We start from the raw sequence: 15,825 nt of genomic DNA on the forward strand, positions 1-15,825 counted from the left end.
GTTATCATTTCAGCGCTGGAGCGTTTTAAAAAGAGCCTGCAATGCGACGATGCCCCTGAATTTACCAACTGATCACATGAATCAGATTATCACAGGACAATATTAAAAAAACCGCAAAAAACTACCGAAAACCGACATGATTAGCCAATGGCATCAATGGGCCATTATTACGGGATTTATTCGGAGGAAAAAGAAAAAGAGAGCCTATCGACTCTCTTTTGCAGGGAAAAACGAATATATACTTTGTCTATACTTTCTGCTTGATCAAATTAAGCATCGTCCCTTTTTTTACTGCGCAGTACCGCGACGTTACTTTGAGCTTTTTATAGATTTTGCTCAAGTGATACTCTACGTTCCGCGTCGACATTTGCAGGTCTGCTGCGATCTCTTTATTTGTTTTACCGCTGGCCACCTTCTGCAAAATATCCAGTTCTGTGTCTGTTAAATGCTCGTCCACCGAGAGATCGGAGTCGAGCCTCAGTTTTTGCAGCAAGCCGTCGGGAAATAACACAGCCCCTTTTAAACACAATAAAATACTCGAAGCTATCATGCTGTCTGTATACGATTTATCTATAAACCCTTTAACTCCGGCCTCGATCAACTTATTAAAATATGAGTGAATTTCATCTCCCGAAAACATAATGATAATTTTGGATTGAGGTTCGATTTCCAGCGTTTTAAGAGACAGTTCCAACCCGTTCATCCCCGGCATTTTTAAATCATAAAGAAAAACGTCTATATGTACCTCTTGGTTTTTTAAGAGGTCGAGAGCTTCATTTCCTTCGTGGCAAACGATGACATCCATATTATATTTTTTTAATATTTCCTTCATTCCGGATGTCAGAACCCTGTAGTCGTCTACTAACAACACGCGTATCATCAGTAACACTCTCCTTAAATCAGTTTCCTCCGAACAAATACCGCAATAAAAACCCCATGAATAGAATTGAAGGATGATGTCGGGTTTTAGTGCCTTTTTGTGGTTTTTACCACTATATTCTATGATAGCATGATTATGTAATCAACTGGAAGTAATAAGGAGGTGACACAGATGCGCAAATTGGAAAGTGCTCAAGTTAAAAGCTATGGTTCATTCCTGACTGTTACTCTTTCTAAAAAGAGCAAGCCGGGCGACGGCAAATTCGGCCGCGGCGTAAAACGCGGTTAAGAGTGTATGAAAAAGAGTGCGGATAGTTGAAATCCGCACTCTTTTGCCAATCAATTAATGTCCGCTGTGCTCAGAATGTTTTGCACCTGGAGAACCGCCCTCAGGGTTGTCTCCGTGATAGTTGTGAGCAGCGAAGATCCAGACGGAACCGGCAATAATCGCAACCGCAATAAACGCGGCAAACAGCGTATTCCCGACTTGGATTTTGCCGCTGTCACTCTCAGTCATATGCATAAACATTAAGAGCTGAAGTCCAGCTTGAATGATCGCAAAACCGAAAATAATCCACAGCTTTGCAGCCATGCTTAAATCCGTATAGATCACCCACAAGGCCAATAAGGTCAGCACAATGGACAACACGAACCCGACAATATGCTTCCAAGGAAAGTGGCTGTGTTCAGCCGATTGTTTTGCTGCCATTATACATTCACCAACCCTATCAAATAGACACCGGTAAAGATGAAGATCCATACCACGTCTAAGAAGTGCCAATACAAACTTGAGATAAACAGCTTAGCAGACGTTTGCGGGGTGAGGCCGCGCTTTTTCGTCTGAAGCAATATGCCGATAATCCAGAAGATACCAATCGATACGTGCAGTCCGTGGGTTCCCAATAGAACAAAGAATGCTGACCAGTAAGCACTTGTCGATAAAGTGGCACCTTCGTGTACATAATGATTGAACTCATAAAGCTCATAGCTGACAAAGCCAGCACCGAGCAACAGGGTAATGATCATCCAGATCATCACGCCTTTCAAACTGCCGCGGCGCATTTCATGCACTGCAATGCCGCATGTGAAACTGCTCGTTAACAGCAGGAACGTCATGATTAAAACGAGCTTCGCGTCGAACAGTTCTGCCGGCAGTACGCCTCCCGCTGTTCTGTTATGAAGAACAGCATAGGTCGCAAATAACGTAGAGAATAAAGCAATCTCCGCTCCAAGAAAAATCCAAAAGCCAAGGATATTCAACCTTCCGATTTCAGAACGGTATTCCATAGGAGCGTTAGAATTGCTGTGTTCTGCATGTTCCATCAATCCCGCCTCCTTTACTTGGCATTCTTTCGTTCAGTCTCTTTTATTTCCTCAACACTTACATAGTAGCCGTCGTCATATTCAAATGAACGAAGAATCATACAGAGGAATACACCGATCAGACCGACGATTCCCATCCAGAACCATTCAAAGACAAGCCCGAATCCAGCAAATCCGAAGCATAATGACATGATAAACGGACGGCCTGAATTGCTCGGCATATGAATCTTTTTAAACTTGCTTTCAGGATGAATCTCGACATTGTCTTCCTTCATTTGCGCAAATGCGTCAGGTGAAGTGACCTCAGGCAGAACCGCAAAGTTATAGTGCGGCGGGATCGCAGAAGATGTAGCCCATTCAAGCGTGCGACCCATTCCCCAAGCATCTCCTGATTCCTCGCGTTTTGAATGACGGAAGCTGTAGAAAATGTTATAGCAGAGAACGATGAATCCTGCGGCCATCAGCAATGCGCCGAATGTCGCAATCATGTTCAATGCAGTCCAGCCGTCTTCTGCTCCGTATGTGTAAATACGGCGAGGCATTCCCTGCAATCCAAGGAAATACATCGGGAAGAAACAGATGTTAAAGCCCGTCATGAACAGCCAGAAGAACCATTTTCCGATGCGTTCGTTCAGTTTGTGACCGAACATTTTCGGATACCAGAAGATCAATCCGGCGAAACATGCAAACACAGTACCCGCGATCAGCACGTAGTGGAAGTGCGATACGAGGAAGTATGTGTTGTGATATTGATAATCCGCAGCTGCCATCGCAAGCATAACGCCCGTAACACCGCCGATGACGAAGTTCGGAATAAATGCAAGCGACCACAGCATCGGCGTTGTGATTTTAATTCTGCCTCGATGCAGCGTCAACAGCCAGTTAAAGATTTTAACCCCGGTCGGCACCGATATCGCCATTGTCGTAATCGAGAAGAACGAGTTGACCGCCGCGCTGTTGCCCATTGTGAAAAAGTGGTGCAGCCAAACGATAAAGCTGAGAACCGAAATCGCCACAATGGAATAAACCATCGCTTTATAGCCGAACAGCTGCTTTCTCGCAAATGTTGCAATGATTTCTGAAAAAATACCGAAAGCAGGCAAAATAACGATGTAAACCTCAGGATGTCCCCAAATCCAGAACAGGTTCGCCCATAGCATCGGCATACCGCCGTTTGCCAAAGTGAAAAAGGCTGTTCCGAACAAGCGGTCAAATGTCATCAGCGCCAAAGCCACTGTCAAGACAGGGAAGGCGAAAATGATAATCACACAAGTGATCAGCGTTGTCCAAGTGAACATCGGCATCCGCCATAGAGTCATGCCTTTTGTACGCATTTTCAGGATGGTAACCATAAAGTTGATCCCGGTGAGAAGCGTACCGATACCCGCGATCTGAAGTCCGAGCAAGTAATAGTTCTGTCCAGGTCCAGGACTCAGCTCATTGCCTGCAAGCGGCATGTAAGCCGTCCATCCTGCATTCGGCGATCCGCCGATGACGAATGAAATGTTAAACAGCATCGCTCCGACCATGAAGGTCCAGAAGCTCAAGTTGTTCAAGTAAGGATAAGCAACGTCCCGCGCACCGATTTGAAGCGGTACGACCACGTTCATTAACCCAATAAGAAACGGCATCGCCATGAAGATGATCATGATCGTACCGTGAGTCGTAAATACTTCATTATAGTGGTTGGAATCTAAAAAGCCGTTATTAGGAAGCGTGAGCTGGGCACGCATCATTAACCCGTCGACACCGCCGCGGAAGAACATAATGACTGCGGCAATGATGTACATGATTCCTAAACGTTTATGATCGACGGTGGTAATCCACTCTCTCCAAAGCCATTTCCATTTTTTGAAGTATGTCAGCACAAATACGATTGCAATTGAAGTAAGCAAAATGGAAATCTGTGCTCCAAGAATTAATGGGTCACCTGTAATTATGAATTCGTCCCATTTCAAATTCATGCAAGCTTCCTCCTTTCCTAGTGAGAATCTTGGTCTTCAGATTGTTTTTGATCTTTGTTTGTCTTTACGTTTTCAAACGGATCTGATTTAGAGTGCGGAGACAACGGTTTATAGCCCAGTCTTTCGCGCGCTTTAATGGCGTATTCCGCATCATTTCCGTGATTAACGTACTTCAGGTGTGTAGATGAGAACGTCATTTCGTCCGCATGCTGAGGAAGCATCAGTTCATCGTACTGGGTTTTCGTCAGCTTGGGAGCTTCTTTCTGCGTTTTCTTCACCCAGTCATTAAACTTGCTTTCAGATACCGCATTGACATTAAACTTTTGTTCTGCAAAACCTTCGCCTGTGAAGTTTGCATTTCGGCCTTTATAAGTACCCTCATGGTCTGCCTGTAAATATTGCTCCATTTCCATTCCGGACATGGCGTATTTTTGCCCGCCAAGCTGCGGAATCCACAGAGATGCCATAGAGTCGGCAGATGAGATTTTAAACAAGATCGGTCTGTCTGTCGGGATATTCAAATAGTTGACCGTTTCGATATCCTGTTCCGGATAGCTGAATACCCATTTCCAATCGACAGATGTAGCATATACGACCAAAGGTTCCTTGTCCTTTGATGCTTTTGGAGCCTCTTCTAGAGAATAAATTGTTTGAACTGTCGGCACTGACAGCGCAATAACAATTAAAATCGGAACCACTGTCCAGACGATTTCTAAAAATGTATTGCCTTCTACTTCCGGGCTGTAAGGAGACTTTCTGTCTTTACGCTCACGGTATTTCACAATCATCACAGTAAAAAGGACAAATACGACCGCTACGATAAACAGCATAAATCCAATCGATAATAGAATAAGATCTCTTTGCTGCGAAGCAACCGGTCCTTTAGGATCCAATACCGCGATTTGACTGCAGCCGCCCAATAAAAAAACGGAGGAAAGCAGAGTCAGCATAATCAGTGGTTTAAATGCTCTGAACAAGAGGATCACCATCCTTCCTTAATGATGTCTAAAATTTGGTCAGAATATCTAAGATAAAAGGATTCTGAAAAACTTTTTTCTTCTACCTTGCTATGCTATCAAAATCTTCACCAATTAGCCTTATTTTTTTCGATTGTTCACCTTTTTTTCACCCAAATGTCACAAAATCGTCAAAATTTGTTCATGATATTATGAATAACAAAGGAAAAAGACTGGTAATTTTTTAGTTCTTTTTACACACATAGCAAGCGCTGACAAATCCCTCCGGAACAAAAAATCTGTCAAATTTAGGTTTACCACAATAAAAAACTTTGGTCAATCATTAATTTCACATTGTTAAATTTTTTCATGGTGAATCATTATCCTTCTCCCTTCCTTTTCCCTGCTGACAACCGGTTTTAAACTAAAGAACATCAAAAAAGAGCTTTCTTCTGTGACTGAAAGCTCTTTTTTATCCTATATAATAGGCGTTATCGCATTCTAGCTTTGATAGCCGTTCGGATGTGCTTTAAACCACTTCCACGCGCTGTCAATGATCGTTTCCAGTTCGGCGTACTTCGGCTGCCATCCAAGCTCTTTCACCGCTTTTTCCGAAGAGGCGATCAGCTGTGCCGGGTCTCCTGCGCGGCGCTCTGCAACCTCCGCCGGTATCGGACAGCCTGTCACTTTCCGGGCAGTTTCAACGACTTCTTTGACTGAGAAGCCCGTTCCGTTTCCGAGATTGTATACGGCGCTTTCTCCGCCGTTTCGAAGCCTCTCGACAGCGAGAATATGCGCGTCGACCAGATCCATCACATGGATGTAGTCTCTGATGCACGTGCCATCCGGAGTCGGATAGTCGTCGCCGAAAATCATAATCTTGTCCCGTTTGCCTAGCGCGACTTGAAGAATGATCGGAATCAGGTGCGTTTCAGGCTGGTGGTCCTCGCCGATCAAGCCGTCTACATGCGCCCCGGCAACATTAAAGTAGCGAAGGACGACATGACGGATTCCGTATGCCTTTTCAGACCACTTCAGCATTTTTTCAATGGCAAGCTTCGTTTCCCCGTACGGGTTTGTCGGATCCGTCGGATCTGTTTCCATAATCGGCACCCGATCCGGTTCTCCGTATGTTGCAGCGGTTGATGAGAAAACAATTTGCTTCACATCGAACTCTTTCATGACCTTTAACAGGCAAACAGCTCCGTAAACGTTGTTGTCATAATATTTGAGAGGATCTGTTACGCTTTCTCCAACCAATGAATCGGCCGCGAAATGCATGACAGCCTCAATGTCGTTTTCCTGAAACACCTTTCTTAGAAATGCTTCATCGCGCAGATCTCCATTATAGAAAGAAGCTCCCTTTAAAGCCGCCTCTTCATGTCCAGTTTGCAGGTTATCAATAATTACGACATCTTCATTGCGGCTTAACAGTTCCGCTACAGCATGGCTTCCAATATAGCCCGCCCCTCCGCATACTAATATTGCCAATTCATTTCTCTCCTTTCAGCGGCGTTATCCTTCTATTTTAAAATCTATAAAACGCCTGTGAATCTCTTTTTCAAACAAAGATGATATATTTGCTTTTTTCATTTTACCACCTTCAGCATTTTCCGGCTTGCATTTTTCATCATTTCTTCAAATAAAAAGTTGGGGGAAAAACGAATTGAGAGACCTTCATTCCATTAAATACCTTACAAGGAATAGTTCGGGTTTTTATCCATATCAATGGTTTTCTCTTGGTGAATCAACGCGATTTTGAGGCAAAAGCTATACTTTTTTCACTGCATTTGAAACCAATGTTCTTTTTTTCCACTTAATGCTGATCGATAATAGTATTTTCGTATTACCCTTCTTTAACCCATACAGCAACTAAGCCCAAAGAACCCTCTCCACCCATTAGATCTTTAATCTAAATAACCCCTTCAAACCATCGATTTTCCAATATTTCCACACAATGACCTCTCAAAAATCCCTTCCTTGTTTTTAGAATATTCAAAGGATATTCGGCTGCAATTGAGAAATTCTTAATAGGGAAAAATGATCATTTTTATTTGAATACTATCCAGTCAGTAATTGATTGTTTATTATTATAAGTAAGAATCTAAGATTTTTTGGTTTTTTTAGTCAGTTATTTAGGGAATAGGTAGGTTTATCAATGATGACTTTGTGAATTTTTTATGAAATTTGTCATTGTTTTCACATGGCTGTTGTTTTATAACTTTTATTGCATCTCAAGGAAGAACCGTTTTTTCTTTGAGGTGAACAACGTCTTATCATATTGGAGGAAGCTATGAATACTCAAACGAAACACAAGTTGGACAAAGATTGGGTGATTTTGATGAAGGAGGCGAAAAAACTTGGGCTGCAAATTGAAGATGTGAAAGAATTTCTTCGCAGTCAGCCCATCCAAAGCGATGCTGAAAAACAGATAAAGCAATAAGCGTTTAAAAGCATCAGTTATCCAAAAAAACAGGCGGTTCTGTTGAATCTTGGTCTATCAAGATGATCCAACCGGCTGTTTTAACGAGTGTTTTAATTGATAATGACGTATTTGAGCAGCAGGCTTGCTGCCTGTGTATAGATTCTGTCTGCTCCATAGAAACGAGCATTTTAAGGAGCAGCCTTACCTTTTGCCCTGTACATAGGTTGTTTCACTTTTTCCAGCTTCACTCTCTTAAGGGGTACCAGACCGGATTGATTAAGGCGTTTTAGAGGCATTGCTGACCAACGCTGATGCCAGCAGCCCCATACACTTTCTTCTGTATCGGTTTCGATTGCCTTTCTCCTGAAAGGGGGCGGAGCTTTTGGCCTTAATCCTTTTGATACCATCCTCGGGCTTCCTTTCCATACTCCCTTTTCTGTTAACCATCCGCCTATATAATCGGTTTTTTCGATGTTAAATATCTAAAATATCAATTTTACTGATGGTTGTTGTTATCTTAAACTGAATTCATGACCCATTCCAGAGGAGGATGATGAATATGGGGATAGCAGCAATCTGCGGAAGCTCCCGCGAAAACGGAAATACGGAAGAGTTGGTGAATCGATTAGTAGACGGACTTGATGCCGATAAGATCTACCTGCGAAACTATCACATTGAGCCCGTATCGGACTACAGGCACGGCAATACAGCCCCTTTGTATCCTGATGATGACTACAGAGACCTGATCAGCCGGGTGCTGGAGAAGGATATCCTGATTTTTGCCACTCCGATCTATTAGTACGGAATGTCGGGTTTGATGAAAAACTTTATTGACCGCTGGTCACAGACATTGATTGAGCACGGGAGATCTGCATTTAAACAGCAAATGGCGAAAAAAACGGTCTACGTCGCGGCTGTCGGAGACGATGATCCCCGCTTGAAAGGGCTGCCGCTTATTCAACAGTTTCAATATATCTTTGATTTTATGAACATGACATTCGACGGCTATTTGCTCGGCAAAGGGAACAAGCCCGGCGGCGTGGTGACAGACCGGACAGCGATTGTGTCTGCAAATGAACTGAGAAGGAAGCTGGCAGAGGCGGAAACGGGGCAAAAGCATGGCAAATAAAAAGGCGAACAAACGGTTTTATTTATGGAAAAAGCATTTATTCGAGATGATCAGGTCTTTCATCTTATATAAATAAAAGGCTTTGTGAAAATTGAAGAATAAATCCGGAGCTTGTTACATACCTTTGTTGTATCTTTTCAGACAAACACAAGGAGGGTCAAAGAACAAATGGGAGAAGGCAAAATAGATTACAGCAAAGCTGCGGCATCTCCGGAGTTCCAGCGGTTGTTAAAGCGGAAACGGGCTTTTATTGTACCGATGACGATTTTCTTTTTGCTCTTTTATTTCCTGCTGCCGGTTATGACATCATACTTCACATTTTTGAATCAGCCGGCAGTCGGGGCCATCACGTGGGCATGGGTTTTCGCGATTGCTCAGTTTGTTATGACGTGGACGCTGTGCATTGTGTATACGAAAAAAGCCGGTCAATTCGATCAAATTGCAAGCGATTTCAAAAAGAAGATTGGAGGCGTTGATTCATGAGTGCCACAGCCTTTATTTTGTTTCTTGCCATTGTCGCCCTCACGCTTGTCATTACGTATTTCGCCGCTAAACAGACAAAAACGGCCAATGAGTTTTACACGGCGGGAGGGGGACTTACCGGCATTCAAAACGGACTGGCTATTGCGGGAGATTACATGTCAGCGGCTTCTTTCCTCGGAATTGCCGGGATGATCGCTTTGAACGGGTTTGACGGTTTCTTCTACAGCATCGGCTTCCTCGTCGCTTATTTAGTTGTCCTTTATATTGTGGCAGAACCGCTCCGAAACCTCGGCAAATTTACAATGGCGGACATGATTGCCTCTCGTTTTAAACAAAAGAAAATTCGCGGTGTCGCCGCATTAAACACAATCACGATCTCCACCTTTTATATGATTGCACAGTTAGTCGGCGCCGGCGCGCTGATCAAGCTTCTGCTCGGCATCGATTATACGCTGGCAGTGTGCATTGTCGGGGTTTTGATGACCATCTACGTCGTATTCGGAGGAATGATTGCAACCAGCTGGGTCCAGATCATCAAGGCCGTTCTTTTGATGGCGGGGACGCTCATCATTTCGGTCATCGTTTTTTCAAAATTCGGCTTCAGCCTGACGAACATGTTCGAACAAATGAAAACAGCTACTCCGCTCGGGGCGGATTTTCTAAACCCCGGCAATAAGTATAAAGTTCCTCTTGAAACACTTTCACTCAATTTGGCGCTCGTCCTTGGAACAGCCGGCCTGCCCCACATTCTCATCCGCTTTTATACAGTAAAAGATGCCAAAACGGCAAGGAAATCGGTTGTCTCGGCAACATGGATTATCGGTATATTTTATATTATGACGGTCTTTCTCGGTTTTGGTGCTGCCGCTTTTGTCGGTTTTGAAAACATTTTAGCTGCCGATAAAGCGGGGAATATGGCCGCACCGCTGCTTGCTCAGGCGCTCGGCGGAGATTTTCTGTTCGCCTTCGTCTCAGCCATCGCTTTCGCCACGATTTTGGCGGTAGTTACAGGACTTGTCCTGTCGGCGGCTTCTGCTTTTGCGCATGATATATACAGCCAGATTATCAGAAAAGGCGCGGCTACGGAAAAAGAGCAAATGATTGCTGCAAGGTGGGCTTCCATCGGCGTATCCGTCCTTTCAATTCTGCTTGCTGTCTTTGCCCAATCGCTGAATGTCGCGTTTCTTGTCTCGCTTGCATTTGCCGTGGCGGCAAGCGCCAATTTGCCGCTCATTATCTTCACCGTCTTCTGGAAAAGATTCAATGCCGCCGGCGCTTTGGCCGGCAGCCTGACCGGCCTTTTAAGCGCTCTGATCCTTGTCTCCATCAGCCCGAGCGTATGGGACCCGGCCGGAAACGCCATCTTTGTTGGAGACCCGCTCATCCCGCTTTCCAACCCGGGAATCATCTCTATTCCGCTCGGCTTTTTAGGCGCTTATCTTGGAACGATTCTATCTTCAAAAACCCCTGGTCAAGACGCGTTTGCAGAAATTCAGGTCAAAGCGCATACAGGCATCCACATGGATCAATCTTAAACCGTGTGCAGCCGAAAAAAACTTATGAGCCGGCCGGCCCATAAGTTTTTATTTATTCCCGAAAGCTTGCCAGCCGCTCGTTCAGCGTTTTCGTGTGCCGGTAGACATCTCTGTAAATTTGAAAGAGAGCTTCGTATTGTCTGCTGTATTCACGGCGGGGCGAAAAGGTTTCTTTGATGAGAACGAATCGGTCTGCACAAGCCTCAAGCGACGGAAACCAGCCGCACCCGACGGCCGCAATCATGGCTGCACCGTATGCCGGCCCCTGTTCGCTTGTCAGTCTGATGATGTCGGCGTTGAAGATATCCGCCTGGATTTGCAGCCATTGATTGCTTTTGGCGCCTCCTCCGATTGAAATCACACGGCTGATGTCTTTTCCCCCGGCACGGAATTGTTCAATGCTTTCATGAAGGGAGAATGTAATGCCTTCAATAACGGCTCTGACAAAGTCCGCCCGTGTATGTGCGCTGTCCATCCCGATGAAGCTGGCGCGAATATCTGCGTCGGCATGAGGAGTTCTCTCCCCTGACAAGTAAGGGGTAAACAGCAGTCCCCCGGCCCCGGGACGGGAATGGCCAATATCGCTGATTAATTCGTCAAATGACGCCTGCCCGGCAAATACATCTTTAAACCAGCTGAAGCTGCGTCCTGCAGAAAGCGTCACTCCCATCGAATAAAACGCATCGGGGGCTGCATGGTTCAGAAAATGAATATTGCCATTAAACTCTTGATCACGGTTTGATTCATATGTGAGAACAACCCCCGAGGTGCCTATGCTGCAAAGGGCGGTTCCTTCTTTTAAAATACCGGCGCCGACAGCGCCGCATGCATTATCAGCGCCGCCGGCAAACACCTTGACTTCAGGAGACAGCCCGGTTTCGGCCGCGAATTCCGGTCTGAGGCCGCCGACACAAGCGCCCGGTTCAATCAAATCCGGACATAAGGACTCCGGGATGCCGAGCTTTCTGCAGATTTCCCCGCTCCATGTTTGATGTCTCACATCTAGCAGGAGCGTTCCGGCCGCATCTGAATATTCGCTGTGAAGACGCCCCGTCATGGTGTACCTGACATAGTCTTTCGGCAGCAAAAAAACGGCCGCCTTTTCAAACAACTCTTTTTCATATTCTTTCACCCATAAAAGCTTCGGAAGGGTAAAACCTTCGAGCGCCGGATTTTTCGCGATCTCGAGCAGGCGCTCCTTTCCGATTTTGTCGTTAATCAGCCGGCATTGTTCGGTTGTCCGTGTATCGTTCCACAGGATCGCGTTTCGCAAAACCTCTCCTTTGCCGTTTAAAAGTACCAATCCATGCATCTGTCCGGAAAAGCTGACCCCTTTAATCTGAGATGCTTTTCCCGGGAAATGCCCGACCAATTCCTTAATGGCTTCCTTCGTTTTGTCCGCCCATTCTGCGGGATCCTGTTCGGAATAACCGGAATGGGGCTCAATGATGGAAAACGGTTTGGAGACCTCGCCGCACAGCTCTCCCCGCTGATTGACAAGGATGATTTTAACCGCGCTGGTGCCGAGATCGACCCCGATTACGTATTCCACTAGCGTGTCTCCTTTCCTGCCGGCGCTTCGCGCAAAGCGTTCAATAAGTAACGGTTAACGGTCGCCTTCAGCCGTTCTTGGCGGCCTGACTGATTTTCAATATGGTCGTTTTCAAGAGCGTAAGCGGCGAGCTTTTTCAGATCGGTGCGGCCTTCTTTGATTTCAAGCCCGATGCCTTTCGTATAGCTCTCATAACGTTCTTCGATAACCTGATCGAGCGCTTTATCTTCAAGCAGACGGGAGGCGACTTTCAAGCCGACTGCATACGTATCCATTCCTGCGATATGAGCGTGAAACAAGTCCTCATCGGCAAATGACGGGCGCCTTACTTTAGCATCGAAGTTGATGCCGCCGGTTTTAAACCCGCCTGCTTTCAAAATTTCATACATCGCCAGAACCGCAGAATACAGATCGGTCGGAAACTCATCGGTATCCCAGCCCAAGAGCAAATCGCCCTGGTTGGCATCAATGGAACCCAGCATATCGTGCAAGGCAGCCACCCTTAGTTCATGCTCAAATGTATGCCCGGCCAATGTCGCATGGTTCGCCTCAAGATTAAGTTTAAAATGGTCTTTTAAACCGTAAGTTTCTAAAAAAGCGATCGTTGTGGCTGCATCAAAATCGTATTGGTGCTTCGTCGGCTCCTTCGGCTTCGGCTCGATTAAAAATTGGCCGTCAAAACCGATTTCACGCGCATACTCAACTGCCATTCTATAAAATGAAGCCAAGTTTTCGAGCTCAAGCTTCATATCTGTATTCAGCAATGTTTCATAACCTTCTCTTCCGCCCCAGAACACATAGTTTTCCGCTCCAAGCTCTTTGGCGATGTCCAGGCCTTTTTTCACTTTTGCAGCTGCATAGGCATAGACGTCTGCATTGCAAGAAGTTGCGGCCCCGTGGACATATCTCGGATGCGTAAACATATTGGCTGTATTCCAAAGCAGCTGAACATGGCTTGTCTCCATCATTTCTTTGAGAAAAGACGACATTTGATCCAAATACGTGAAAGTTTCACGCAATGTTGCTCCTTCATCGACAATATCAACATCATGAAAACAGAAATAGGGCACGCCGAGCTTTTCAAAAAATTCAAAAGCCGCTTCCGCCCTGGCTTTCGCTTTATCCAAAGGATGTGTCAGCCGGTTCCACGCCCGGAACATCGTCCCGTCGCCGAAAGGGTCTTTCCCGTCCGCATCAAAGGTATGCCAATACGCAACAGCGAAGCGAAGGTGTTCCTTCATCGTTTTGCCGCCGACAAATTCATCAGGGTTGTAATATTTAAATGCGTAAGGATTTTCCGAATCGGCCCCTTCATACTCAATCATTCCGATATTTCTAAAAAACATTCCGATCTCCCCCTTCACTTTTCCTTGCAAACGTTAAAAAACAATGTTTGTTTAACCATTAAACTAACTTCCTTGTATGTATTTTACAGGATCAATTAATCGCTTTCAATGGAAATAGAGGAAAAAATAAGTTTTCAAAATTTGTTATACTATAATAAATTCACAGCTTCAAAGCAATGGAGTGATTGACATTGAATACAGCGGATCAAGCCCTTGTAAAAAAAATGAACAAAGCCCTGATTTTTGAGCAGATTATTGAAAACGGACCCGTCTCAAGGGCCAAACTTTCGGAAATAACAGGATTAAATAAAGCGACCGTTTCCTCCCAAGTGTCTTCCCTGCTTCAAAAGGACATCATTTATGAAACCGGCCCCGGCGAGTCAAGCGGCGGCAGAAGGCCCGTTATGCTGAAATTCAATCGAAAAGCCGGCTATGCGGTCGGTGTAGATGTCGGAACCAATTATATAATTGTTGCGTTAACCGACCTTGAAGGGCATTTGATTGAACAATTCGAACGAACGCTTGATGAAGAAGACATTCAGGCGACAGAAGAGGCATTAATCGAATTGACGGGGCTTGCCGTTGACAAAATACCGCCTTCCCCATTCGGATTGACCGGAATCGGCGTGTGCGTGCCCGGCTTGGTGGACAACGAACGGCATGTAGTCTTTACGCCAAATAAGCCGATCCATTTGATTCCGATAAAAGAAAAACTGGAAGAAAGGTTCGGCGTTCCCATTTTAATTGAAAACGAAGCCAACGCCGGCGCCGTTGGCGAGAAGGAATACGGGGAAGGCGGCCAGCTTGAGCATGCCGTGTTTGTCAGCATTAATACCGGGATCGGTTTAGGGATTTTAATGAATGGAAAATTGTTTAGAGGTGTGCAAGGTTTTTCCGGAGAAGCCGGGCACATGTCCATTCACTTTGACGGTCCGTTATGCCGGTGCGGAAATAGAGGCTGCTGGGAGCTTTACGCTTCAGAAAAAGCCGTCTTCTCTCACTATGCAGCGAATTCCGGGGCCCAGCTTTACGAAACCGTTAAAGAACTTGCAGACCGCGGTGATCCGGGCATGATGGAGACGTTTGAACGCTTTGGCTTTCATATCGGCATCGGGCTTCTCAACATCTTGAAAACGTTGAATCCCGACACCATTATCTTGCGGAATACCATAGTGGAATCCTATCCGAGCATCGTCGATGCGATCAAAAAAACGATTGCCTCAAGAAGCGCAGCAGAAGCCTTGTCTAATTATCATTTAAAAATCTCCACGCTCGGCCGCACCGCCTCAGCGCTTGGGATGTCCTCCCTTGTAACCGAACGTTTTCTGGAACGGTTTATGAACGAGAGATTTTAATCTTCATATAAAAAAGCGCATATTCCATTTAGGAATGTGCGTTTTGCAGATTTTATCATCCTTTCAGCGTGATTGAAAACCCTTGCAGTCTAGGAAGGTCGAGCATCGGAGCGGAGCGAATGTTGGAATTCGTGAGCACCGACGCGCAGGCCTGACAACGAATGCGAGGGTTTCTCGACACGCTGAAAAGCGCATATTCCATTTAGGAATGTGCGCTTTGTTTGGCAGCTTGGACTTTCTCGCTAAACGCCTCGGCGGCCTGCTTTGGATCGGCGGCTTTGCTGATGGCGCTGATGACACTGATGCCGTCCGCCCCGGCCTCGATGACGGGGACGCAGTTTTCGACCGTGATCCCGCCGATTCCGACCACAGGAATGCCAATTCCCTGCCTGCGGATCTCTTGAATGAGCGAGACGCCCTGCACAGCTTTTGTATCCCGCTTTGTTTCAGTAGGGTAAACAGGCCCCGCACCGATGTAATCCGCTCCATCCTTTTCCGCCTTTAAGACTTCTTCAAGTGTATGCGCGGAAACGCCGAGGATTTTGTCCCCGATTCTCGCTCTGACGTCTGCGGCCTTATCATCATCCTGGCCGATATGCACGCCATCTGCGTCAAGTTCAAGCGCGAGTTCTACATCATCGTTGATAATAAACGGTACATTGAACTGTTTGCACAGCGCCTGCACCTGTCGGGCAAACGCCGTTTGATCTCCGGCTTTCAACGCACCCTCGCCTTTTTCGCGGAATTGAAAAAGGGTCGCACCGCCTTTTAAAGCTTTTTCAATAACAGTTAAAGGATCCCCTGCGGTATTGTTTGACCCCATAATAAAATAGACCGACAACAGATCTTTCATTGCTTCTTCTGAGACTCGCGTCATC

General features: G+C 45.7%; 13 protein-coding genes and 1 pseudogene. 5 read left to right on the forward strand and 9 right to left on the reverse strand.

The features are described 5' to 3' along the window. Window positions 1-247: 247 nt before the first annotated feature. From H7F26_RS04600 to galE, 6 genes are all read right to left on the reverse strand, one after another. The gene (locus tag H7F26_RS04600; protein ID WP_003186191.1) at window positions 248-880 is read right to left on the reverse strand and encodes a response regulator transcription factor; all 633 of its coding nucleotides are present in this window, start codon (window positions 878-880) and stop codon (window positions 248-250) included. Between the two features lie 342 nt (window positions 881-1,222). Continuing rightward, window positions 1,223-1,588, reverse strand: a complete 366-nt coding sequence (gene qoxD, locus H7F26_RS04605; protein WP_003186195.1) for a cytochrome aa3 quinol oxidase subunit IV — start codon at window positions 1,586-1,588, stop codon at window positions 1,223-1,225. Continuing rightward, the gene (gene qoxC / locus H7F26_RS04610) at window positions 1,588-2,202 is read right to left on the reverse strand and encodes a cytochrome aa3 quinol oxidase subunit III (protein ID WP_003186197.1); all 615 of its coding nucleotides are present in this window, start codon (window positions 2,200-2,202) and stop codon (window positions 1,588-1,590) included. The genes qoxD and qoxC overlap by 1 nt, the downstream gene beginning before the upstream one ends. A 14-nt stretch (window positions 2,203-2,216) precedes the next feature. Continuing rightward, a complete protein-coding gene (gene qoxB / locus H7F26_RS04615) occupies window positions 2,217-4,166 on the reverse strand; it encodes a cytochrome aa3 quinol oxidase subunit I (protein WP_003186199.1) in 1,950 nt (649 codons plus the stop codon). Between the two features lie 17 nt (window positions 4,167-4,183). Further along, window positions 4,184-5,152: a cytochrome aa3 quinol oxidase subunit II gene (qoxA, locus tag H7F26_RS04620; RefSeq protein WP_003186201.1), complete on the reverse strand. Its 969-nt coding sequence runs from the start codon at window positions 5,150-5,152 to the stop codon at window positions 4,184-4,186. 471 nt (window positions 5,153-5,623) lie between these two features. Then, complete coding sequence (gene galE / locus H7F26_RS04625) at window positions 5,624-6,613, reverse strand: UDP-glucose 4-epimerase GalE (RefSeq protein WP_003186203.1); 990 nt, start codon at window positions 6,611-6,613, stop codon at window positions 5,624-5,626. An 802-nt stretch (window positions 6,614-7,415) separates the two neighbouring features. Between galE and H7F26_RS04630 the strand changes: the two genes are divergently transcribed. The 4 genes and pseudogenes from H7F26_RS04630 to H7F26_RS04645 all read left to right on the forward strand — a co-directional run bounded on the left by H7F26_RS04630 (window position 7,416) and on the right by H7F26_RS04645 (window position 10,694). Beyond that, entirely contained in the window at window positions 7,416-7,565 is a 150-nt protein-coding gene (locus tag H7F26_RS04630) for an anti-repressor SinI family protein (protein WP_003186207.1), read from the forward strand. Between the two features lie 541 nt (window positions 7,566-8,106). Then, window positions 8,107-8,676, forward strand: a pseudogene (locus H7F26_RS22190) (flavodoxin family protein). Window positions 8,677-8,844: 168 nt separating this feature from the next. Continuing rightward, window positions 8,845-9,159: a DUF485 domain-containing protein gene (locus H7F26_RS04640; protein WP_003186216.1), complete on the forward strand. Its 315-nt coding sequence runs from the start codon at window positions 8,845-8,847 to the stop codon at window positions 9,157-9,159. Further along, on the forward strand, window positions 9,156-10,694 hold the full coding sequence (locus H7F26_RS04645; RefSeq protein ID WP_003186218.1) for a solute symporter family protein: 1,539 nt from the start codon (window positions 9,156-9,158) through the stop codon (window positions 10,692-10,694). The genes H7F26_RS04640 and H7F26_RS04645 overlap by 4 nt, the downstream gene beginning before the upstream one ends. A gap of 52 nt (window positions 10,695-10,746) precedes the next feature. On the opposite strand, the gene xylB is transcribed toward H7F26_RS04645, so the two are convergent. Beyond that, complete coding sequence (gene xylB / locus H7F26_RS04650) at window positions 10,747-12,246, reverse strand: xylulokinase (protein WP_003186220.1); 1,500 nt, start codon at window positions 12,244-12,246, stop codon at window positions 10,747-10,749. Beyond that, window positions 12,246-13,592: a xylose isomerase gene (gene xylA, locus H7F26_RS04655; protein ID WP_003186222.1), complete on the reverse strand. Its 1,347-nt coding sequence runs from the start codon at window positions 13,590-13,592 to the stop codon at window positions 12,246-12,248. Before xylA ends, xylB begins: the two co-directional genes overlap by 1 nt. Before the next feature lie 191 nt (window positions 13,593-13,783). On the opposite strand from xylA, the gene H7F26_RS04660 reads away from it, so the two are divergent. Continuing rightward, on the forward strand, window positions 13,784-14,947 hold the full coding sequence (locus H7F26_RS04660; RefSeq protein WP_003186224.1) for an ROK family transcriptional regulator: 1,164 nt from the start codon (window positions 13,784-13,786) through the stop codon (window positions 14,945-14,947). Between the two features lie 202 nt (window positions 14,948-15,149). Here H7F26_RS04660 and thiE read toward each other — a convergent pair whose 3' ends face one another. After that, on the reverse strand, window positions 15,150-15,824 hold the full coding sequence (gene thiE, locus H7F26_RS04665) for a thiamine phosphate synthase (RefSeq protein WP_009329828.1): 675 nt from the start codon (window positions 15,822-15,824) through the stop codon (window positions 15,150-15,152). Between the last annotated feature and the right edge of the window lies 1 nt (window position 15,825).

The organism is Bacillus sp. PAMC28748 (genome assembly GCF_014250415.1).
Lineage (GTDB): Bacteria > Bacillota > Bacilli > Bacillales > Bacillaceae > Bacillus > Bacillus licheniformis.